Annotated in this window: 24 protein-coding genes; 8 read left to right on the top strand and 16 right to left on the bottom strand. The window is 66.3% G+C overall.

The window, feature by feature from the left end:
• Positions 1-217 precede the first annotated feature (217 nt).
• A complete protein-coding gene (locus FYJ28_RS15725; protein ID WP_326831766.1) occupies positions 218-517 on the top strand; it encodes a hypothetical protein in 300 nt (99 codons plus the stop codon).
• Between the two features lie 106 nt (positions 518-623).
• Here the strand turns inward: FYJ28_RS15725 and FYJ28_RS15720 are convergent, their stop codons facing one another.
• A complete protein-coding gene (locus FYJ28_RS15720; RefSeq protein WP_326831765.1) occupies positions 624-1643 on the bottom strand; it encodes an LLM class flavin-dependent oxidoreductase in 1020 nt (339 codons plus the stop codon).
• 95 nt (positions 1644-1738) lie between these two features.
• Here FYJ28_RS15720 and FYJ28_RS15715 point away from each other — a divergent pair, with 95 nt between their 5' ends.
• Complete coding sequence (locus tag FYJ28_RS15715) at positions 1739-2095, top strand: nuclear transport factor 2 family protein (RefSeq protein ID WP_154579977.1); 357 nt, start codon at positions 1739-1741, stop codon at positions 2093-2095.
• 121 nt (positions 2096-2216) lie between these two features.
• A complete protein-coding gene (locus FYJ28_RS17735; RefSeq protein ID WP_154579976.1) occupies positions 2217-2777 on the top strand; it encodes an HNH endonuclease signature motif containing protein in 561 nt (186 codons plus the stop codon).
• Here the strand turns inward: FYJ28_RS17735 and FYJ28_RS15705 are convergent.
• The 3 genes from FYJ28_RS15705 to FYJ28_RS15695 all read right to left on the bottom strand — a co-directional run bounded on the left by FYJ28_RS15705 (position 2774) and on the right by FYJ28_RS15695 (position 5027).
• On the bottom strand, positions 2774-3469 hold the full coding sequence (locus FYJ28_RS15705; RefSeq protein WP_154579975.1) for an HAD family hydrolase: 696 nt from the start codon (positions 3467-3469) through the stop codon (positions 2774-2776). The genes FYJ28_RS17735 and FYJ28_RS15705 overlap by 4 nt on opposite strands.
• Positions 3470-3871: 402 nt before the next feature.
• Entirely contained in the window at positions 3872-4540 is a 669-nt protein-coding gene (locus FYJ28_RS15700; protein ID WP_154579974.1) for an alpha/beta hydrolase family protein, read from the bottom strand.
• Between the two features lie 37 nt (positions 4541-4577).
• The gene (locus FYJ28_RS15695) at positions 4578-5027 is read right to left on the bottom strand and encodes an Lrp/AsnC family transcriptional regulator (protein WP_152225667.1); all 450 of its coding nucleotides are present in this window, start codon (positions 5025-5027) and stop codon (positions 4578-4580) included.
• A gap of 80 nt (positions 5028-5107) precedes the next feature.
• Here FYJ28_RS15695 and FYJ28_RS15690 point away from each other — a divergent pair, with 80 nt between their 5' ends.
• Positions 5108-5842 carry a LysE family translocator gene (locus FYJ28_RS15690; protein WP_154579973.1) on the top strand — a complete coding sequence of 245 codons (735 nt, stop codon included), beginning with the start codon at positions 5108-5110 and terminating at the stop codon, positions 5840-5842.
• A gap of 133 nt (positions 5843-5975) precedes the next feature.
• Here the strand turns inward: FYJ28_RS15690 and FYJ28_RS15685 are convergent, their stop codons facing one another.
• Genes FYJ28_RS15685 through FYJ28_RS15675 form a run of 3 tightly spaced genes read right to left on the bottom strand, consistent with a single transcriptional unit; the run spans position 5976 to position 8869 of the window.
• A complete protein-coding gene (locus tag FYJ28_RS15685; RefSeq protein ID WP_154579972.1) occupies positions 5976-7217 on the bottom strand; it encodes an NAD(P)/FAD-dependent oxidoreductase in 1242 nt (413 codons plus the stop codon).
• A 1-nt stretch (position 7218) separates the two neighbouring features.
• A complete protein-coding gene (locus FYJ28_RS15680; protein ID WP_154579971.1) occupies positions 7219-7542 on the bottom strand; it encodes a 2Fe-2S iron-sulfur cluster-binding protein in 324 nt (107 codons plus the stop codon).
• 22 nt (positions 7543-7564) lie between these two features.
• Positions 7565-8869, bottom strand: a complete 1305-nt coding sequence (locus FYJ28_RS15675; protein ID WP_154579970.1) for a cytochrome P450 — start codon at positions 8867-8869, stop codon at positions 7565-7567.
• A 115-nt stretch (positions 8870-8984) separates the two neighbouring features.
• Between FYJ28_RS15675 and FYJ28_RS15670 the strand changes: the two genes are divergently transcribed.
• Both FYJ28_RS15670 and FYJ28_RS15665 read left to right on the top strand, forming a co-directional pair.
• Positions 8985-9881, top strand: a complete 897-nt coding sequence (locus tag FYJ28_RS15670; RefSeq protein ID WP_154579969.1) for a LysR substrate-binding domain-containing protein — start codon at positions 8985-8987, stop codon at positions 9879-9881.
• Positions 9882-9960: 79 nt separating this feature from the next.
• Positions 9961-10560 carry an antibiotic biosynthesis monooxygenase gene (locus FYJ28_RS15665; RefSeq protein ID WP_154579968.1) on the top strand — a complete coding sequence of 200 codons (600 nt, stop codon included), beginning with the start codon at positions 9961-9963 and terminating at the stop codon, positions 10558-10560.
• A 64-nt stretch (positions 10561-10624) separates the two neighbouring features.
• Here FYJ28_RS15665 and FYJ28_RS15660 read toward each other — a convergent pair whose 3' ends face one another.
• Genes FYJ28_RS15660 through FYJ28_RS15650 form a run of 3 tightly spaced genes read right to left on the bottom strand, consistent with a single transcriptional unit; the run spans position 10625 to position 12622 of the window.
• Entirely contained in the window at positions 10625-11605 is a 981-nt protein-coding gene (locus tag FYJ28_RS15660) for a permease prefix domain 1-containing protein (protein WP_154579967.1), read from the bottom strand.
• Positions 11602-11940, bottom strand: a complete 339-nt coding sequence (locus FYJ28_RS15655; RefSeq protein WP_154579966.1) for a PadR family transcriptional regulator — start codon at positions 11938-11940, stop codon at positions 11602-11604. Before FYJ28_RS15655 ends, FYJ28_RS15660 begins: the two co-directional genes overlap by 4 nt.
• A 49-nt stretch (positions 11941-11989) precedes the next feature.
• Positions 11990-12622, bottom strand: coding sequence for a GyrI-like domain-containing protein (locus tag FYJ28_RS15650; protein WP_154579965.1), 633 nt, complete (start codon positions 12620-12622; stop codon positions 11990-11992).
• Positions 12623-12746: 124 nt separating this feature from the next.
• On the opposite strand from FYJ28_RS15650, the gene FYJ28_RS15645 reads away from it, so the two are divergent.
• Positions 12747-13454 (top strand): NUDIX hydrolase, encoded by a 708-nt coding sequence (locus tag FYJ28_RS15645; RefSeq protein ID WP_154579964.1) that lies wholly within the window; start codon positions 12747-12749, stop codon positions 13452-13454.
• Here FYJ28_RS15645 and FYJ28_RS15640 read toward each other — a convergent pair.
• From FYJ28_RS15640 to FYJ28_RS15630, 3 genes are all read right to left on the bottom strand, one after another.
• Positions 13451-14704 carry an MFS transporter gene (locus FYJ28_RS15640; protein ID WP_246167232.1) on the bottom strand — a complete coding sequence of 418 codons (1254 nt, stop codon included), beginning with the start codon at positions 14702-14704 and terminating at the stop codon, positions 13451-13453. The two genes, FYJ28_RS15645 and FYJ28_RS15640, sit on opposite strands and share 4 nt — an antisense overlap.
• Before the next feature lie 127 nt (positions 14705-14831).
• Positions 14832-15080, bottom strand: a complete 249-nt coding sequence (locus tag FYJ28_RS15635; RefSeq protein ID WP_055238966.1) for a hypothetical protein — start codon at positions 15078-15080, stop codon at positions 14832-14834.
• Between the two features lie 91 nt (positions 15081-15171).
• On the bottom strand, positions 15172-15669 hold the full coding sequence (locus tag FYJ28_RS15630) for a MarR family winged helix-turn-helix transcriptional regulator (RefSeq protein ID WP_154579963.1): 498 nt from the start codon (positions 15667-15669) through the stop codon (positions 15172-15174).
• A 171-nt stretch (positions 15670-15840) separates the two neighbouring features.
• Here FYJ28_RS15630 and FYJ28_RS15625 point away from each other — a divergent pair, with 171 nt between their 5' ends.
• Positions 15841-16095 carry a hypothetical protein gene (locus FYJ28_RS15625; RefSeq protein ID WP_055238964.1) on the top strand — a complete coding sequence of 85 codons (255 nt, stop codon included), beginning with the start codon at positions 15841-15843 and terminating at the stop codon, positions 16093-16095.
• A 19-nt stretch (positions 16096-16114) separates the two neighbouring features.
• On the opposite strand, the gene FYJ28_RS15620 is transcribed toward FYJ28_RS15625, so the two are convergent.
• From FYJ28_RS15620 to FYJ28_RS15610, 3 genes are read right to left on the bottom strand one after another with little or no spacing between them, the layout of a single operon-like run.
• Positions 16115-17485 carry an enterochelin esterase domain-containing protein gene (locus FYJ28_RS15620; protein ID WP_154579962.1) on the bottom strand — a complete coding sequence of 457 codons (1371 nt, stop codon included), beginning with the start codon at positions 17483-17485 and terminating at the stop codon, positions 16115-16117.
• A complete protein-coding gene (locus FYJ28_RS15615) occupies positions 17463-18323 on the bottom strand; it encodes a siderophore-interacting protein (protein WP_082413210.1) in 861 nt (286 codons plus the stop codon). The genes FYJ28_RS15620 and FYJ28_RS15615 overlap by 23 nt, the downstream gene beginning before the upstream one ends.
• The gene (locus FYJ28_RS15610) at positions 18320-19198 is read right to left on the bottom strand and encodes an ABC transporter ATP-binding protein (RefSeq protein ID WP_154579961.1); all 879 of its coding nucleotides are present in this window, start codon (positions 19196-19198) and stop codon (positions 18320-18322) included. The genes FYJ28_RS15615 and FYJ28_RS15610 overlap by 4 nt, the downstream gene beginning before the upstream one ends.

The raw sequence follows: 19198 nt of genomic DNA, 5'->3' as shown, positions 1-19198 counted from the left end.
GAACGATCTGGACCGCATCGCCGCAAAGCTCAACCGCAGACCCAGACCAACCCTGGACATGGATACCCCAGCCAACCGGCTGAACATGCTGCTGCAACCGGCAGCCTAACCCCCCAGCGTTGCACCCACCACTTGACTTAGCCGGGGCTAAGGAGCCGTAACTGGCCTCTCGATGAGCGGGGTTAGGCTGGGAGAAGTCCAATCGAAGGAGAAAACCGTGGCATCTTTTCTGACCCCGCTCATTACTTCCGCCGGCCTGATCGGCGGCTACAAGACCGCCCGCGACACCGGCAACCGCCAGCTTGGGGGAGCCGTCCTCGCCGCAGCAGGTGCTGCAGCGTTTGCGCTGTGGAAGCGCGACGCCGGTACGGGCACCGCCGTCGCCCTCACCACCACCTACGTGGCTGCCTTTGGACTCTCCCACCCGCTGGCCAAGAAGATGGGCGCCTGGCCGTCGGTCTACACCGTCACTGCGGCCACTGCGCTGGCGTCGCTGGTGTTCGGCCGCAAGAAGTAGCCCTCCGTCCACCAACCGAGATCACAGAAACTGCCCGTTTGGAGGCTCAAACGGGCAGTTTCTGTGATTTCGATGAGGAAGCGCGACGGCGCCGGTGCGCGTGTGCTTACCGCCAGCCGGCGTCGGGCGCCACGAGCTTCACGATGTTCTCCAGCAGCGCCGCGTTGTAGTCGACGCCGAGCTGGTTCGGCACGGTGACCAGCACGGTGTCAGCAAGCTGGACGGCGGCGTCGTCGGCCAGTTCCTTGGCGATGACATCCGGCTCGCCGACGTAGCTGCGCCCGAACCGAGCCAGCCCGCCTTCGAGGCGGCCCACCTGGTCCTTGGCTTCAGCCTGCGCGCGGAGACCGAAGTAGCGCCGGTCCTGGTCGCTGACCAGCGGAATGATGCTGCGGCTGACGGAGACCTTCCCCTGCCCGGGATGCCCGGCCGCCTTCCAAGCCTCGTGATAGGCGTGGATCTGCTCCGCCTGCAGCTCGTCGAAGGGGACGCCGGTGTCCTCCGTCAATAGCGTTGAACTCATCAGGTTCATGCCCTGTTCCCCGGTCCACTTCGCCGTCGCGCGGGTGCCGGAACCCCACCAGATGCGGTCGCTCAGACCGGGAGACTGGGGTTCGATCGGCAGCAGGCCTGAGTGCCCGGTCATCTGCGGGTTGGCCGGCGCCATGCCGCGGCCGGTGATGGCGGCACGGAAGACAGCGGTGTGGTGGCGGGCCATGTCCGCGTCGGTTTCGCCTTCACCAGGAACGTAACCGAAGGACTCGGCTCCACGCAGCGCAGGCTCGGGGGATCCCCGGCTGATGCCAAGCTGCAGCCTGCCGCCGCTGATCAGGTCCGTTGCGGCGGCTTCTTCAGCCATGTACAGCGGGTTTTCGTACCTCATGTCGATTACGCCGGTGCCCAGATCGATCCGGGACGTGCGCGCAGCCATCGCGGCGAGCAGCGGGAACGGCGACGCCTGCTGCGGCGCGAAGTGGTGCACACGTACGAACGCACCATCGGCGCCGACCTCTTCAGCCGCGACCGCCAGGTCGATGGCCTGCAGCAGCGCGTCGCCGGCCGTGGGGGTCAGGGAACCCGGGACGTCCTGATAATGGCCAAAGGAAAGGAATCCAATCTTCTTCACACCTTCTCCAGCGCCCACGCACCGGGGGTTATTCCGGCGTGCAGTTTCCTTCGCTCCCTGTCGGTTCGCCTGCGGCGCGTCTACACTCCCGGACCATGGAAAACGAACTCGTGGAACTTGAAACGGCCGGCTGGCACGCGCTGTCCACCGGACCGGAGGAAGCGACCGCGTTCTACTCGGAGGTGCTGGCGCGTGAGCCCGTGATGATGCTGACGAATGGCCTGCGGATCGCGGACCGCCGGCAGGTTATTGAGTCCATGGGCGGCCCGCCCTGGTCAGCTTTCGAGATCATTGACCCGGAGGAGTCCTATCTAGGGCCCGACGTCGGTGTCCTCACCTACAAGGTGCGCGCAGACCGGGACGGGACGCCGTACACGGCCCTGCTGAGCAGTGTGTACGCGAAGGAAGACGGCGAGTGGAAGCTCGCCCTCCACCAGCACACGCCGTACTAGCCCAGGACTGTGTCTGCCCCCTATTCGAAGAGTCGGTCGCTCTAGGCGTTTTGTTCTTGTCCACAGCCGTCATTAGGCAATGATGAGAATAATCGTTGGACTAGAAACTTAGGGCTAGGGGATGCTCAGAAGAGCCGAGAATGTGACTTTCAGTCATCGCAGGAGTTTTTGGACCAGCAACGGTCCGGCTGTCATAACGGTTGGTAGGAAGTCTTACGAGCTGAGAAGGATCAGTGAGCGTGAATTTCTGAATCATCATGAACGGCAGAGGCAATATCCCAAGCTGGTGGCACGCATCGGTACGCGTCGATACTGGCATTATCAGGACAGGTTTTATTGGGAATCTGAGGAGCTCAACGCTGATCAGGTATATGCGCTCATCACTTCGAAGGCACATCGGCAGCGTCAGCAGGTGGAGCGGGCTCAGGCCATCGTCGCTATGGGACCTATCCCACGTCAGAAGACCAAGCGAGAGCACATTCCGGACGATCTGAAGCAGTTGGTGTGGCTGAGAGATGGCGGGAGCTGCCAGGCGTGCGGATCCTCGTCAGAATTGCAGTATGACCACGTTATCCCAGTAGCGCTGGGAGGAAATAGTACAGAGGATAATCTTCAAATCCTCTGCGGGCCTTGCAACCGGTCTAAATCCTCCGGACTCACCGTGCGGAGAGGGAGACCCTAAGCCGAAGCGGTAACCCTGTCCGCAACCAGCGCCTGCAGATCCTCAACGGTGCGGCCGGCCAGGGTTTCCCAGCGCGTGATACCGGACTGGGGGGGAATGTCGACGGCGTTGGGCACAGCAATGGTCACGGCACCTGAGGCCTTGGCTGAGGCGACGCCGGGCAGCGAATCCTCCACGGCAACAATGCGGTCCAGGTCCATGGTCGTGCCCAGTTCTTCGCCCATCAGCTTCGCTGCCAGCAGGTAGGGCTCCGGATCAGGCTTGCCGTTGGCGACCATCTCTCCGGTCACCAGGAACCTGAAGGTGCCCTCCGGCAGCTGATCGGCAATGACTTGGGCCAGCAGCGATTCACTCATAGTCACCATCGCGCAGGGAATTCCTGCGGCGTAAAGCTCGGCCAGCAGTTCGCGGGCTCCGGGACGCCAGGGGATTTCGCGCCGTACGGACCGGATTACGCTGTCCAGCATCCCGTCGAGGATTTCCCGGATCCCCAGGTCGGCTCCGGCGGCCTGCAACGCCCGTGCTGAATCCGGAAGGGCGTTGCCCACCAGTTCCATGGCCTGCTCATCGCTCCAGGTGACCCCGAACCGGGCCATCAGTTCCTTTTCGGCGGCGAACCAGTATGGCTCGGTGTCCACAAGGGTTCCGTCCATGTCCCAGAAAACGGCCTGCAGGGCGGGGTTCGGTGCCAAAGGTCCTCCTGGACGAGCGCCGCAGGAGCCCGCGGCAGATGAAGCGAATAGTTGATGAACTGCTGCGCGCCATGTACGGCGCTGCGTCCCCAATGATCGTGGCAGCGCCGCGGGGGTTCCGTCAAAACAGAAGACGCCGGCCAGAGTCCTGGCAACCCGCCCGAACTGCAGGTGAACCCCAAGGGGAGTGGTGCGGGTAATCCGACCCTGGCGCTGCCATGAGTGGAGACAAGAACAGTCCAGCAAACCTTCGGGGAGTTGACGTCCCTTAGGGCCTTTCAGGGACAACCCTCGTGCAGTAAACGCTCCTCAGGGCGCTTCAAAGCGACGGTATCTGCGCAAAGGTTTGGGGTGGGCCCTTCAAAGCGACGGTATCTGCGCAAAGGTTGCGAGCCGTTGCTGCTAGCCGCGGTGGGAACGCATGAACTCCAGCACCGGCGAAGCCAGCGACGCCCCGATCACGTCCTGCGGCCGCTTGTTCCCGGCTACCTCGAACATGTGGTTCCCGCCTTCAATACGTTCGACGACGGCGTTGGACCCAATCTTTTCCGCTACCGGTTCCAGCTCGCCGGGCAGGGCAAACGGATCCCGGGTTCCCTGCAGGAACAGCATGGGCAGTCTCAACCCATACAGATGCTCGTCGCGAACCTTCTCAGGCTTGCCCGGCGGGTGCAGCGGGTACCCGAGATACACGAGCCCCGCGGCCTGCATCCCCTCCGCCACAGCCATGGAAGCCATCCGGCCGCCGAAGGACTTTCCGCACGCCCACACGGGCACGCCGCCGGCATTGTCCTCCGCCGCGAACATCACGGCCCGCCACGCGGCAATCGCGGCCGGCGCACGGTCAGGGAACTTCTTGCCGGCCTCCCGGTAGGGGAAGTTGAACCGCCAGGTCGCCACGCCGCCGTCGTTCATCGCGTTGGTGAAGCCGGTGAGGAAGGGGTGCTCCATGCCGGACCCGGCTCCATGCGCCACCACCATGGACGCCCACGCATCGGCGGGCCGGGCGAACACGGCACTAACGGTCCCGTCCCCAACGTTGACGGTAAGTTCCTCGGTTTCAGTGGGCATAGGTCCCAATTTACGGGAGGGCTCCGCGCCGCTCACCTCACAGCGGCAGGCCGGCTTCTTCCTTGACGGTTTTCATCACGATGGTGCTGGTGAGCTTCTCCACCCCGGGCAGGTTCACCAGCACATCGTCGTAGAACTGCTGGTAGCCGGGAAGATCCGCCGCAATCACCTTCAGCAGGAAATCCGGATCACCGAAGAGGCGGTCCGCCTTCACAATCTGCTCGTGCCGGCCAACGGCCTCCTCGAAAGCCAGCATCTGCGTGCGGTCGCGCAGGGTCACGAACACCAGGGTCTGGAAGCCCAGTCCGACGGCGGCAGGATCCACCACGGCACGGTATCCGGTAAGCACCCCGGCACGTTCAAGCTCCTTGATCCGGCGGTGGCACGGTGCGACGGTCAGCCCCACCCGGGCGGCCAGCGCCGTCGCACTCATCCGTCCGTCATTTTGGAGCAGGCGCAAGATTTCACGGTCAATGGCGTCAATCACGCAAAAACCATATCGTGAAACCCGTTTGTGCAGCATATTCCGGTCAGCACTTCGCGCCACGTTTTTCCTAGGGTTGAGGAATGGATCTTTCACAGCTCGCGGGGTTCGCGGCGGTTTCGATCACCCTGGCCATGACTCCGGGTGCTGACTGGGCGTACTGCATCTCCTCCGGCCTGCGCGCTCGGCGCGTGGCCCCCTCCGTGGCCGGGCTCTGCGCCGGCTACCTGGTCCACACCGCGCTGATCGTCGCCGGGCTCGCGGCATTGATCGCGGCTTCACCCGGGCTGCTCACCGGCCTGACCCTGGCCGGCGCCGCGTACCTGCTGTGGCTGGGCATCTCCACGATGCGTTCCTGGCGCGGCGCCGGATTTACAGACGGAAGTACGACGCCGGTGCCCGCGTCTGGGGCGGAGTCAGAACCGGCCGTAGCGGAGGGCTCCGGTTCAAGTGGCTCCGGGTCCGTGGCCCTGGCCGTCCGCGCGCCGGTCCGCTCCCGCCGCGCGGTCGAGCGCCGGGAGTTCCTCAAGGGGCTGGGAACCTCAGGCACCAACCCGAAGGCGCTGCTGCTTTACCTGGCCCTGATCCCGCAGTTCGTGGATCCGGCGGCAGCCCTGGCGCTGCCGCTGCAGTCCCTGGTGCTGGGGCTGTCCCACTTCGGTGTCTCCGTGCTCGTCTACACCCTGGTGGCGCTCGGTGCCCGGCGGTTGCTCCGCTCCCGGCCTGCAGCAGCCCGCGCGGTCACCCTGGCCAGCGGCATCCTGATGGTGTGCGTGGCACTGGTCCTGCTCGGCGAGCGGCTCCTGGTCCTCGCCTGAGCCGGCCCGCCTACCCCGGCCCGCTAATCGAGATGGCAGAAACTGCCCGTTTGAGGGCTCAAAAGAGCAGTTTCTGCCCTCTCGATGGGGAGCGGGAGCGGGAGCGGGGGCGGGGGCGGGGAGGGGGAGGAAGCTAAGCGGACGACGCCGCGACGGCCTGCCGCGCCAGTGCCTTCAGGCTGAAGCCGGGGGCAGCAGCCTCCTCAGGTGACGGACTGATCCCGGCCGCCAGCAGCTTCCGTGCACCCAAATGCTCCCCGGGCGAATTCACCGACTCCACGGCGGACAGCCGTTCGTTCCGGAAACACAGCACAGAGAACTTTCCGGACTCCGGATCGCCGCTGAACACGGTCCGGTCCCCGGGTGCGGACAGGCCGGCGATCTGCAGCCGCAGGCTGCCCTGGTTGCTCCAGAACCACGGCAGGTCCGTGTACGGCTCGGCCGATCCGAGGATGGTCCGCGCCGCGTGCCGACCCTGATCCGTGGCGTTCTGCACCGACTCGACCCGGATCCGTGCCCCCGCGTGCACTGACGGGAAACTGGCGCAGTCACCCACGGCCAGGACCGACGGATCCGAGGTGCGCAGGGCGGCGTCCACCACTATGCCGTTCCCGGTTTCCAGCCCGGCCGCGGCGGCCAGCGCATCATTGGGCACGACGCCGATGCCCGCCACCACCAGATCCGCCCGGTACCGGGAACCGGTCGTGGACACCGCCCAGCCAACCCTGCCGTCCATGCCCGGCTCGAAGGAGGCGATGCCTTCGTTGAAGCGCAGCCGGATTCCGGCACGGGCGTGGGCCCCGGCGAACCAGGCACCCATGGCGGGGCTCAGGGCCCGCCCCATGGGGCCTGGCGCGAACTCCAGCACCGTCACTTCACAGCCGCGTGCCCGGGCAGCGGCGGCAACTTCCAGCCCGATGAAGCCGGCACCCACCACCACCACGCGGCGGGCCGCAGCCAGGGCCGAGTGGAGCGCCTCGGCGTCGGGCAGTGTCCTCAGCAGATGCACGCCGGGAAGGTCTGCGCCCGGGCAGGTGAGGGCACGGTTCGCGGTGCCGGTGGCAAAGACCAGGTGCCGGTAGCCCAGCTGCTCCCCGCCGGATAGGGTCACGGTCCGGGCAGTGCGGTCCACAGCGGCCGCACGCACGCCGCTGCGCAGCGTGATCTCCTTGTCCGCAAAGAACGATGCCGCGCGGAGCGGCAGCGGTGCAGGGTTGCCCTCGGGTGCCAGATAGTCCTTGGACAAGGGCGGACGCTGGTAGGGCAGGCCCGGTTCCTCGGCGATGACCGTGATGCCGTCCTGGTAGCCGCCGCTGCGCAGCGAGTCCGCAACCTGCAGCCCGGCCTGCCCGCCGCCGATGATGACTACGGACATCTCAGACCTGTTCCGCCGGAACGTCGACGACGATCCCGTCCAGTTCCGCACAGGCCTTGATCTGGCAGCCCAGGCGGGAAAGCTCCGTCCGTTCAGCTGTGGTGCAGTCCAGCATCTCCTCTTCGTCGTCACTGGGTTCCGGGAGCGCCGCGGCGAACTCGGGGCGGACATAAACGTGGCAGGTGGCGCACATCGCCTGGCCGCCGCATTCCCCGACGATGCCGTCCACTCCGTTGGTGACGGCGGCGCGCATCAGGGACGTGCCCGGCTCCACGCGCACAGTGGCCGGCGCGCCCGAGGGCTGGATAAAGGTAACGGTGTTCATGGTTCTCCTAGGAAAGTCGGGGTTAGTCCCAGCGCACGGGCATCTTGAGCATGCCGCGGAAGACCCAGCCGGCGTCGACCGTCTCAGCCGACGGGTCCAGGCGCAGGCGCGGGAAACGGTCAAAGAGTGCGGGCATGGCCACCTGGGCCACCTGGGTGCGGGCCACCCAGGTGCCGGCGCAGAAGTGCGTTCCGCCGCCGAAACCCAGGTGCGGTTTCCTGGGCCGGTGAATGTTGTAGGTTTCCGGGTCCTCGAAGACCGCCGGGTCACGGTTGGCGGCCCCAATCACGACGCCGATGCGCGCTCCCTTGGGCAGGCGGATGCCCTCCAGCACGGTGTCCCGGGTGGCTTCCCGCGGGTACATGCCGATGGGGGCCACCCAGCGGACGGATTCTTCGAAGGCCGCGGCGTACAGCTTGGGGTCCTCCTGGAGCGAGGCGAGCTGGTCCGGATTCTCCAGCAGTGCCCAGACCGTGGTGCCCAGGACGTCCCGCGGCTCGTTCAGCCCGCCGCCAATGGTCATCTTCAGGTTTGCGCGGATGGCTTCCAGGGGGATCGGCATCGAGGCCAGCCCGGAGAGCAGCGAGTGGTCCGGGTTCTTCCGGAAGTACGGCAGCATTTCGTCGATCGCGGCATCCACCTCCGCAGAGGAGCGGGCGCTCTTTTCCCAGACATCGGCGTCGTCCGCGTAGTTCCCGGTGCCGTCGATCATCGTCTGGCTCCAGCGCTGCAGGTCCTGCTGCGTGGCGTTGTGGAACCCGCAGACCAGGCGAAGGTTCTCCGCGGCGTAGGGTGCGGCGTAGTCCCAGACGAAGTCGGCGCCGGAGCCCTTGGCCTCCAGCTCCCTTAGGTACTTCTCGTTGTTCGCCTCGAAGAGGGCTTTCCAGTGGTTCTTGATGGTTCCCGGACGCAGTGTGGACCCGTAGGAGTCCCGTTCAACCCGGTGTTCCGGATCGTCCTTGCGGAGCATTGAATGGCCCATGGACCGCTTCATCAGTGAACCGGTTTCATCGGCGGAGAAGGTTGCGTCGTCCTGCTCGATGGTGTGGCAGGCGGCGTAGCTGGTCACCATGTATCGGTTCACCGCCGGTACCCAGTGCACCGGGGCTTCCTCGCGCATCCGCCGGTAGATCGGGAACGGGTCCCGGTACAGGTCGGGGATGGTTACCCAGTCGGCCACGGGCGCTTCGCGGAATTCCCCGGCCGCTGGGATGGTGCCGGGAACGCCGGCGGCCGCACCAGGGAAGGCGGCTTCGGCGGAGCCGTTGTCCGCCGGCACGCCGGAAAAGGGGCAGCCGGGGGACTGGGTGGTATCCGGGGTGGTCATCGGTGATCTCCTCGTGTGCGTTGCGGCGGCACCCGCCTGCCCAGTGTGCCGTGCGTCATATCCACGGTAAAGTACAAGAAATCATTGAATATCCACGCTTTGAGTGAGGTTATGCATGCTCCGGTACACCCTGCGGCAACTGGAGGTCTTCGCCGCCGTCGCTGACCAGGGCAGTATTGCGGCTGCGGCCCAGAGCCTGCATGTCTCCGAGTCGGCAGTGGCCGGGGCGCTGAACAACCTTGAACGGGCCTTCGGGGCGCAGCTGGCGATCCGGCGAAAGGCGCACGGCATCACACTGACCACGGCCGGGCAGAACGTGCTCGGCCGGGCGCGGAGCCTGCTGGTGGACGCCGTTGACCTGCAGCTCCACGCCGGCGGCAGCGACGCCGAGGTGCGCGGTTCACTGGTCCTGGGCTGTTACCTGACGCTGGCCCCGACGGTGCTGGCCCGCCTGATCGAGCACTACGGGCGGCGGTATCCGCTGGTGGAGCTGGACTTCTATGACGGTCCGCAGTCGGAGATCCACCGGCGGCTGGCGGACGGACAGCTCGACGTCGCCATCGCCTACGATCTCTCGCTTCCGGCGGGGCTGAACCGGCAGCCGCTGTTCGCGGCCGAACCGGCCGTGGTGCTCTCGGCGGGGCACCCACTCGCGGAACGGACCGAATTGTCCCTGGGCGATGTGGCGCCCGAACCCATGATCCTGCTGGACGTTGATCCCAGCCGGGAGAACACCATGACCATGTTTGATGCCGCCGGCCTGGTGCCGAACGTGCGGTTCCGCACTACGGACTATGAGGTGACGCGCTCGCTGGTGGGACGCGGGATGGGCTACGCCATCCTCGTCCAGCAGCCGGCCGGAGAACTGTCCTATGAAGGCCGTCCGCTGGTAGTGCGGCCGCTTAGCCCCGCGGTCCGTCCGGTTCCGGTCTCCATGGTGTGGCCGTCGGCCCTGCGGCCCTCCCGGAGTGTGGCCGCGATGCTCGGCCTCGCCGCCGAGCTGTACGGCTGAACAGCAACGGGGTGCCCGCAGCAGCCGGGGAAGGCTCCGGATTAGTCCGGCACCGCAGTACCCCCGGATACTTGGAAACATGACATCAACGCACACTGACACCCTTCCGGCCCGCGGGCCGGAGGCGGTGACGGTCTCCATCACCCGGCGGGTCGATCCCCGCCGTGTGCCTGAGGCCACCCACTGGGTCCAGGAGGGCGTCAACCTCGCCAACACCTGGCCAGGGTTCCTCGGGTCCGGATGGGTCCGCGCCTCCGCTACGTCCGATGAGTGGCACATGCTGTACCGGTTCTCCGATGCGGCTGCGCTGGATGCCTGGGAACATTCCGAGCCCCGGCGCGACTGGCTTGAGCGCGGCCGGGACATGGTTGAGGACCGCACCGTTACCCGCCGTACCGGTATTGAGGGCTGGTTCGACGCGCCGTCGTCCATCACGGACCTTGAGACTCCCGTGAAACCGCCCCGCTGGAAGCAGGCCGTGGCCATCTGGCTGGGCTTCTTCCCGGTGAACCTGGCCTTCACCTGGCTGGTGGGACTGACCGTTCCGGTCTGGGATGACATCCTGATGCCGCTGCGCGTACTGATCACCACTGCGATCCTGACTCCGATCATGGCCTACTGGGTGCTGCCGTGGGTCACGGGCCTCCTGCAGCCCTGGCTGCAGCGACGCCGCGACTAACCAGCGTCCGCAAAAAACGACGGCGCCGCCCGGGATCTCCCCGCGCGGCGCCGTCGTGTTTTTGCTACCGGACATCAGCTGGAACAGCCGCCGGTCTGCCGGCCTTCCAGGCTTTAATGAATCCGTCGCCGATGTCCCAGACGCCGATAACCAGCACCGTCGCCGCCGTGATGCCCGCAATCCAGGTGGATGCGTCCGCACCCCAGTCGACGTTCGCCAGGAAGCTCCAGTCAAAGACCTGGTCCGTGGACAGCAGCCACAGCACCGGCACCATAAAGGCCAGCGCAAGCACGGTGTTCACTGCGGCAAAGGCATAGGTCCAGCGTCCGGCCAGATAAAGCACGACGGCGAAACCCGCCTCGAGGACCAGCAAAACGATCACGTACGGGAGCCAGAAACTCCAGAGGTCTTCCTGCAGCACCACCACGGGTTCGCCGTTGAGGTACAGCAGCGACCCGATCCGCTGCCAGAGCAGCACGCCGATGAAGAAGGCAACCAGCACCACCGAGGCGATGGTGTCGCCGAGGGTGACCTGGGACTTTCGCGGTACCTGCGGCAGCGCGGCGGGGGACCACGGCTGCAGGCCCAGATCCTTGCGCCGGGTGCCGTTGAACTGGATGATCGCGAAAACCAGGGTGACCCAGAAACCAAGGTGCACGAGTACGCTGATGGCCGTGCCGATCGCGGCGCCGAAGGCTCCGGCTGGCTCGCCGGGCTCGAGGGCCATCCGCACCACTATCGAGCCGACAAAGGAGAGCGGCGTGATGATGATGGCGAGCGTCTTCAGCAGGCGCCACCAGTCCAGGAAAAGGTCCGGGCCAATCAGGTAGAGCTCACGGCCGGTGTACTGCGCGGCAAGCCGGGCGGGGTCCCCAAGTTCGGTGAGGACGGCGGTTTCGGCCTCGGCCGGTGACTGCCCGCCTTCCACCCGCGCCTCGACGTCGTCGGTGATTGAACCGCGCAGTTCCCGCTCGATGTCGCCGCGCTGGCCTTCCGGGATGGAGCGCAGGGCCGCAAAGACGTAACGGTCAGTGAGGGTACTCATGATGGCTGTCCTTCGTTGAGCAGGCGGATGGAGTTGTGCAGGTTCTCCCAGTCCTGGAGCAGGGCCCGGAGCAGTTCCCGGCCTTCCTCGGACGTGGTGTAGAACTTCCGCGGGCGTGCTTCTTCGGTATCCCACGAGCTGGTGAGCAGTCCCTGCTTTTCAAGGCGGCGCAGCAGCGGGTAGAGAGTGTTGGCTTCCACGCCGAAACCTGCCTGTTCCAGCGCTTCCAGCAGCCCGTAGCCGTAGCCGGGCTGTTTCAGGATGGAGAGGCAGGCCAGCACCACAGTTCCGCGGCGCAGTTCCTGGAGATGTCCACCCAGCAGTTCTTCGTCCATGCCTCACACTATGGTGTGTGACGCACACTAATGCAAGAGGCAGATTGTTTTATTTTCTCCGAACGGGTTGGCGCAGCACGGTCTTCAGCCTCTCCGGGGCAGTGCGGCGGGGGTCGCTGAGATAGATCTCGTGGTGGTCCCCGTTGAAATCCAGGTGGTTCTCCGGCATGAACTCATGGTGCAGCCGGGCCAGCAGTGGAGCTTCGTCGTCGTAGGAACCAATATGGAGCACCTGCACCGACAGGCCCTCGCGAAGTTCCAGCCAGCGGATGCGAGCGGCTGCCTCCAGGCCCTTCTTGGTCCGTACCTCCGCAGCAGTTTCCCCAGCCATTTCCGGGCTGATCCACTCCGGCTGGCTGATCAGCATGGTCCAGTCCCAGGAGTCTTTGTTCCCCTCCGCGAAAACCTGCGGGTTCTCCGCCCGCCACAGCCCTTCCAGCGGCGCCACCACCGAGTCCCGCCCCAAACTGCGCTTCGCAGCGAACTTCAGGGCATAGGCCACTGAGTAGAGCGCCTGCACGGCGGCGGCGTAATCCGGGGAGGTGTTCGGGTTCCCATGGCCGTCAACGGCCAGGAAACGCTGCGGCGGAACCTCCACCAGCGTGAAGCTGCGCCCGGGGGAGTAGATTTCCCGCTCTGCCTTTTTGACGTCGTACTTCGCATTGCCTGCGGATGAGTCCATGGCTGTTCCTCCTGGGTTCAATGAAAAGGCACCCGGTGCCGGCGGGCAACGGTGCTGAGCCGGAGCGTGCGTTCGTTACGATCCATGGAGGAAACAAGTCCTTGGACAGGGAAATGACAGGGGAATGATGACACTGGTTGGCACAGCCGCAACGGTGGTCCTGCTGCGCGACGGCGAGCATGGGATTGAGGTCCTGCTGCTGGAGCGGCCGCGGCACACGGGGACGTTTGCCGGTGCCTGGGTTTTCCCCGGCGGACGGGTGGATCCGGAAGACTACGACGCCGCCGGGTCGGTGCCGCCGGACCTGGAGGCTGAGCCGCGGAACCCTGAAAAGGACCTGCCCGCAGCGAGGATCGCCGGGGTGCGGGAGACTGTTGAGGAAACCGGACTGGAGCTCGCACCGGAGTCACTTGTTGAACTCTCCTGCTGGGTTCCCCCGCTGCAGGCGCCGAAGCGGCTGCGCACCTGGTTCTTCCTGGCACCGGCGCCGGCGGGGGAGATCAGGCTGAACCCCGGCGAGCTAATCGACTATGCCTGGCTGAGGCCGGGTGATGCCCTGCAGCTGCACCGCACGGGCAAAATGCTCCTGGTTGCTCCGACCTTTGTCACGCTGACGCTGCTGCAGCGGTTCCAGGATGCTGCTGCCGCACTGGAGCATGCTGCCGGTGCCGTTCCGGAGACCTTCAGCAGCCGCCTGCTGGACGGCTACGAACCCGACGCCGTTATTGCCTGGCACGGCGACGAAGAGTATCCGGGGGAGGGGACGGGGCAGCCCGGTGACCGGCACCGCCTGGTGATGCGGGGCAGCGACTGGCGCTACGAGCGGAATTAGCTGCCAGGCTGTGCCGCGGGCCGCTGCCGGGGCAGTTCCGGCAGCACGCGGTCGCGGCCGGCGAGGAAGGCCATGGCGCAGCTCAGCCCCATAATCCCGGCGCTCGCGGCCAGCGGGACCGTCCAGCCGCCGCTGAGGTCGTACAGGAAGCCGAAGAGCACAGGTCCGGCGGCTCCGATTGCATAGCCGACTGACTGGGCCATGCCGGACAGGGCTGCCGCCTGGACGTGGTTGGTGGTCCGCAGGCTAAACAGGGACAGGGCCGTGACGATCATGCTGCCGCAGCCCGAGGCGCTGACAACCACCCACACCAGGGACAGCTCGGGAGCAGCCAGCAGTCCGAGGAAGCCGGCCATGGCCAGCAGGCTGCCCGCCATGCCCAGCAGGCGCTGGTCGGCAAACCGGCCCAGGACGGCGCCGGTCAGCAGGGATGACGCTGTGCCCACCACCAGGAAAGCGGAGACGTGCAGTCCGGACGTGGTTTCGGAAATTCCCTGGTCCCGTTCAATACTGGGCAGCCAGGTTGTCACGACGAAGAATCCAACGGACTGCAGGCCCATGAACAGGGTTACCTGCCAGCCAAGCAGAGTCCGCCAGGGGGAGCGGAACCGGACCGGCGCGGACGGCTCCTCTACTGCCGAACCGGCTGCATCGCCGTCGGCCTTCCCGCGTTTCAGGCCCGGGAGCAGGATCGCCATGGCGATCAGTGCCAGCCCGGCCCAAATGCCCAGCGCCAGGCGCCAGCCTGAACCGGGGACCAGGGAAACCGGGACGACGACGGCGGCGCCCAGGGCCGTGACCAGGCTCTGGGCGGCAATGTAGAGGCCTGTGAGCTGGCTGATCCTGCCCGGGAAATCGCGTTTGATCAGCGAGGGCAGCAGCACGTTGAGGAACGCAATCGCGATGCCGATCAGGACGGTTCCCGTCCAGAGTGCTGTGGGAACTGGTGTGGATCGGAAGACGGTGCCGGCCGCAAGCAAAGCCAGCGAGAGCCACAACGCCCGGTCCAGGCCGATCCTTATGGCGACGGCGGGAGCCAGCGGCGAGAACAGTGCGAACGCGATGAGGGGCAGTCCCGTGAGGAGGCCGGACTGGGCGCTGCTGAAGTCGAATTCGCGGCCGATGTCTGCTAGCAGCGGGCCCACGGAGACGAAGGCTACGCGGAGATTTACGCCAATCAGGAGGACGCCGGTGAGTGCCAGTCCCGCCCTGACAGGGGGCGTCCTTCGGGTCCTGCTGAAAACCGCCACGCTTCTCCCTTGCAGCTGCGGATGTGTCATGGAACACGTTAGCGCGAGGTGGGGGGACTCGGGCTAAGAGTACTTATATGACACGCTGCTGCGGTTGCGGCGAGAAGCGTGGCGGGGGCTGCTGTGACTAGGAGGCGGTGCCTTCGGCGGAGATCTTCTCGATTTCTTCCGTGGTCATGCCGGCCACGGCTGCGATGCTGCCGGTCTCCAGTCCTTCGCTGACGGCGCTCTGCACCAGCTCGGTGAGGACCTGCTCGGCACGGTCAACTGCCCACTGCTGTGCTTCCAGGTTGGAGGCGGCCATGGCCAGGGAGGACAGGGGCTCGTCGTCCGGGGCGGGGTTGGCGGGGACCTGCTGTGAATCTACGACCGTCATGAACTGCACCCTTCGATAGGTAGGCTAGCAACTAGCTAGCTTGACTATTTATAATGTAAGGTTCCTGGGATGTAAAGTTTGGAGACCTATCCTACCCGTCGCTCTCCAGGACCCGGGTCATTTCCTGCAGGAAGCGCGTGATAATCACGGCCTCCTCAGGAGTCAGTGATTCGGCGGTGTCCAGCATCTTGCGGTGCATTTTTCCGAGGGTTTCCCGTACCTCATGGTCAGCATTCTCGGTCGGGATGATCTCCAGGGCGCGCCGGTCCGTGGGGTGCGGCCGCCGGGTCAGGTAACCGCCCTTCTGCAGCCGGTCTATCAAGGCGGTCGTGGAGGCGGTGGAGATGCTCAGGACGCGGGACAGATCCTTGGGGCCAATGGATTTGCCGGCCTGGCGGGCCTGCATGACGTAGCGGACGGCCAGCAGGTCCGTCTCGTTCATCCGCATCGAGTCGCGGGTTCTGCGGCGCATGGCAGCTTCGGCTGCGCGGTAGGCGCGGAGCGCGTTCAGGACGTCTACACCGCCGGCGGTCTCAGCTGACTGGTTGTACCAGTAGCCCGCGCCTGTCGGGTTCGCGGTTTCAGGCATGCGCACAATTCTAGCCCAACGGAATACTAGTCAGTCTACTTATTCGAACTGGTCGATACTCAGTTCGGCAGCAGTCTTATGGCATAGGGTGGAAACCCCGGCAATTACCGCACCTTCCGGCCCGGCCGATGCAGGGCAGGACCGTGCACGTGCTGCAAAGGAGAATCCGCAATGGCCACACCCTTTGAAGAACCCGCAATTCCTTCCGGCAACGAAGAAGACACCCTGGAGCAACAGCTCCCCGCCGCGCCGGAACTGGAAGAGGACGAAAACGCCGGCGATCCGGTCCGCCCACACGGGGATCCACTCCTGCCCGGAGGTTCAGAGGCAGACCGGCTGGACCAGGAACGCGACGGCACGGCCCCCGACGGCGAGGACGACTACCCCCGGGACACCGGCGAGGAGTACCCGGAAGCCGGGGAATAACGCAGCCGGCTCCCGCCGCTCAGCCTGTCAGGATCCCCGCCAGGCCGTGAATCAGGCGGGGATGCCACCAGGCCCAGTCGTGTCCTCCGGTGATGGACTGGAAACCCGCATCAACCCCGCCGTTCACCAAGGCACGGCTGAGCGCTTGTGCCGGTTCATGGATGCTGGGCTCGTAGATCCCTGCCTGCAGCCTGACCAGGAGCCGGCCCGGGGCCGTCAGCAGCGGCTGCTCCAGGCTGTACCGCCACAGCGAGGGCGACTGCGCCAAGGCAGCAGCTGCCGTATGGGGGTATCGAGCCACCTGCCAGAGGGCAGCGAGCCCTCCGTAGCTGGCTCCGGAAATGATCGTTCGCAGCGGATCCGGTGAGAGGGGCAGGGAGCGCCGCAGCTCCGGGATGAGGTCACAGGCGGTGAAATCAACGGTGCCCGTCGGACCGGAGAGCTCCAGGCTGCGGGTCGGCACGTCCACGGAGTCCACCATGGCCACGTGCAGCGGCGGGATGATGCCGGCAGCAATCGCGGCGTCCAGGGTGCCCGCCAGGTTTTGGTACTTGGCCCACACCTGCCCGTCGTGCAGTACCAGGAGCGGGGTTGAACCGGAATTGGCTGCCTGCGGCCGGTAGAGCCACACATTCCGCAGCCGGCCGGCACGACGGTCACGGACCCGGCGCAGTTCAAGCCCCCGGACAAAGTTGCCCAGGACCCGCGGCGGTGCCGGTGCCCTGCTGCCCGCCCCGGTATCCTCCCGGCCAAGGCTGCGCAGGGCGGACGGCTCACCCATGATGCTGGTGCCGCGCGGGGCGGATGGAACCGGAGCGGCAAGCCAGGGGGAAGGCGGCACGGCAGGCAGCCGGACCACCGACGTCGCCGCCCCCGACATGCCCGTGGACTGCGCTTCGTTCCGGGGATCCGGCCCTCCTGCATCCGCGGCAAGGCGGACGCTGCGGCGGTCCGTGGCAGCGCGCCAGGGCGGGGTGCCGGGTCCGCTGTGTGCGGTGATCCGGTAGCTGGCTTCCCAGGAAGCCGGCATCCGCCAGCTCAGTGCCCAGAGACCGTCCGGCAGGGCTTCGAACTCACAGGCCCCGAGAGTGTCCGGGTGCACCATCGCATTGGCGGAGAGGACTACGGCGGACGCGGCCGGGTTCCGGTACAGGAACGTGACGGCACGGTAACCCGGGTCTGCCTCGGGGTCGTCTTCGATGAGCAGCGTTTCCCAGGCGTACCGATCTGCCAGCAGCTGCTGGCGTTCCGGCGCGGACAGGGTGTCCCAATGGGCACGGAAATGTCCGGCCAGGACACGGATGGGAACGGGCGGCTGCGGGACAGGCTCGCGCGGGGGAGGGAACGCCGGCGCGGTCGCCGGAGGCTCAGTGGGCATGGGCGTGGGCATGGCGCCGCTCTTCCTGGCCGGGGAGAACCGTATCCAGCTCCCCGTCCACTCGGTCGTGGTCCGTGGCACGTCCGTAGGCCACTTCGTCGATTCCGCGGTTCCAGTAGCCGATGATCAGCTGCTTCCGGCGCGGGAACCCCGCCTCCTTCAAATGGCGGCGGGCGAATCGTACGACGGCGGATTCCGCTGACACCCACACCGCCACCTGCCCGGCTGACAGCTCGGCGGCGGGCAGTGCCACCGCAGCCAGCGCATCGGCCAGCAGCGTGGTGGTCCCCGGAGCGGCCCCGTTCCGGTGCAGCCAGCGCACCTGGACCCCGTCCGGTGCAGGAAGGACCTGCTCTTCCTCCGGGCCCGCCACCTCAATGACTGCCAGTCCGCGCTGCTGCGGACCGAAGCGTTCCAGTGTCCCGGCGATGGCAGGAAGGGCGGTTTCATCACCGGCCAGCAGGACCCACTCCGCTTCGCCTACTACCGCGCCGCCTCCGGCGAGGGCCGCTATCTGGTCACCGCGGGCGGCGGATTCGGCCCAGGACGCGGCAACGGACGTTCCGCGGTGCCGGACGAAGTCCACGGCCATAGTGGAGGCATCCTCTGCCAGGCGGCTGACGGTGTAGGTGCGCACCCGTTCACGCTGCCCCGGCTTCCAGTCCCAGCCATGCTCGCCCCGATCCGGCAGGTCAAGCGGCCGGCCAGGGGCCGGGAAGTAGAGCTTGACGTTGGGAACATGGGGGCCGGCGTTGACGTAGCCGGCGATTCCGGGTCCGTCGAAGTGGACCCGCCGCATGCGCGGGGTGAGGTCTTCGATGTGTGTAACGGTGAGCAGGTGGCCGCTCATGCGGGAGCTCCTTCGGTGGTCAGCGTCAGCGGAACATCCGGTCTGCTTCGGGGTGTTTCAGGTCCGGAATGTCCGGGTTCCAGGGGCACCACCAACGGTCCTCCCGTAGCCGGATCCGGGATGACAAGGGCGTCAATCCCGTAAATCTCCTTCATAAGTTCCGGCGTCGCGATCTCCGCCGGAGGGCCCTGGGCTACGATCCGCCCGTCTTTCATGGCGATCACATGGTCCGCGAAGCGGAACGCCAGTCCCAGTTCATGCAGCACTGTCACCAGTGTGTAATTGCCGGTCCGGTGCAGGGTGCGGCACAGGCGAAGGACATCAAGCTGGTGGGAAATGTCCAGGAACGTCGTGGGTTCATCCAGCAGCAGCACGGGCGTGTCCTGTGCCAGCACCAGGGCCAGCCACACCCGTTGGCGCTGCCCGCCCGAAAGTTCGCCGACCGTCCGGTCAGCGAGGTCCTGCACGCCCGTGGCTTCCAGTGCCGCGCTCACGGCTTCCTGGTCCGCGGCCGACCACTGGCGCAGCAGGGACTGGTGCGGGAAGCGTCCCCTCGCCACCAGGTCCGCCACGGTGATGCCGTCCGGGGCGGTGGAACTTTGCGGCAGGAGCGCAAGCCGTCGGGCCACGTCCCGGGTTGGATAGGACTCGATGTCCTTTCCCTGCAGGAAAACGTGCCCGGCCTGGGGTTTCAGCAGGCGCGAGAGCGCGCGCAGGAGCGTCGACTTGCCGCAGGCGTTCGGACCAATGATGGCCGTGAAGGATCCTGGCGGAATCCTCACATCCAGGTGTTCGGAGACGGTTCGGCCGTCATAGCCGATGGTCAGGCCGCGCCCGGAGAGGACGTCTTCCATGGGGTTCTCCTTGGTGTTCAT

Origin of the sequence: Arthrobacter sp. BL-252-APC-1A, assembly GCF_009696625.1 — a bacterium.
Taxonomy (GTDB): Bacteria; Actinomycetota; Actinomycetes; order Actinomycetales; family Micrococcaceae; genus Arthrobacter_B.
The sequence above is the reverse complement of the archived record's forward strand: the minus strand, read 5'-3'. Positions and strand labels throughout refer to the sequence as shown.

Excerpts from the sequence above, each read along its gene's own strand:
- FYJ28_RS15620 (WP_154579962.1), bottom strand. The coding sequence starts at position 17,485 with ATGCCCACGCCCATGCCCACTGAGCCTCCGGCGACCGCGCCGGCGTTC.
- FYJ28_RS15660 (WP_154579967.1), bottom strand. The coding sequence starts at position 11,605 with ATGAGTACCCTCACTGACCGTTACGTCTTTGCGGCCCTGCGCTCCATC.
- FYJ28_RS15615 (WP_082413210.1), bottom strand. The coding sequence starts at position 18,323 with ATGAGCGGCCACCTGCTCACCGTTACACACATCGAAGACCTCACCCCG.
- FYJ28_RS15650 (WP_154579965.1), bottom strand. The coding sequence starts at position 12,622 with ATGGACTCATCCGCAGGCAATGCGAAGTACGACGTCAAAAAGGCAGAG.
- FYJ28_RS15610 (WP_154579961.1), bottom strand. The coding sequence starts at position 19,198 with ATGAACACCAAGGAGAACCCCATGGAAGACGTCCTCTCCGGGCGCGGC.
- FYJ28_RS15675 (WP_154579970.1), bottom strand. The coding sequence starts at position 8,869 with ATGACCACCCCGGATACCACCCAGTCCCCCGGCTGCCCCTTTTCCGGC.
- FYJ28_RS15670 (WP_154579969.1), top strand. The coding sequence starts at position 8,985 with ATGCTCCGGTACACCCTGCGGCAACTGGAGGTCTTCGCCGCCGTCGCT.
- FYJ28_RS15630 (WP_154579963.1), bottom strand. The coding sequence starts at position 15,669 with ATGCCTGAAACCGCGAACCCGACAGGCGCGGGCTACTGGTACAACCAG.
- FYJ28_RS15665 (WP_154579968.1), top strand. The coding sequence starts at position 9,961 with ATGACATCAACGCACACTGACACCCTTCCGGCCCGCGGGCCGGAGGCG.
- FYJ28_RS15690 (WP_154579973.1), top strand. The coding sequence starts at position 5,108 with ATGGATCTTTCACAGCTCGCGGGGTTCGCGGCGGTTTCGATCACCCTG.
- FYJ28_RS15625 (WP_055238964.1), top strand. The coding sequence starts at position 15,841 with ATGGCCACACCCTTTGAAGAACCCGCAATTCCTTCCGGCAACGAAGAA.
- FYJ28_RS15715 (WP_154579977.1), top strand. The coding sequence starts at position 1,739 with ATGGAAAACGAACTCGTGGAACTTGAAACGGCCGGCTGGCACGCGCTG.
- FYJ28_RS15655 (WP_154579966.1), bottom strand. The coding sequence starts at position 11,940 with ATGGACGAAGAACTGCTGGGTGGACATCTCCAGGAACTGCGCCGCGGA.
- FYJ28_RS15645 (WP_154579964.1), top strand. The coding sequence starts at position 12,747 with ATGATGACACTGGTTGGCACAGCCGCAACGGTGGTCCTGCTGCGCGAC.
- FYJ28_RS15685 (WP_154579972.1), bottom strand. The coding sequence starts at position 7,217 with ATGTCCGTAGTCATCATCGGCGGCGGGCAGGCCGGGCTGCAGGTTGCG.
- FYJ28_RS15700 (WP_154579974.1), bottom strand. The coding sequence starts at position 4,540 with ATGCCCACTGAAACCGAGGAACTTACCGTCAACGTTGGGGACGGGACC.
- FYJ28_RS17735 (WP_154579976.1), top strand. The coding sequence starts at position 2,217 with ATGCTCAGAAGAGCCGAGAATGTGACTTTCAGTCATCGCAGGAGTTTT.
- FYJ28_RS15680 (WP_154579971.1), bottom strand. The coding sequence starts at position 7,542 with ATGAACACCGTTACCTTTATCCAGCCCTCGGGCGCGCCGGCCACTGTG.
- FYJ28_RS15635 (WP_055238966.1), bottom strand. The coding sequence starts at position 15,080 with ATGACGGTCGTAGATTCACAGCAGGTCCCCGCCAACCCCGCCCCGGAC.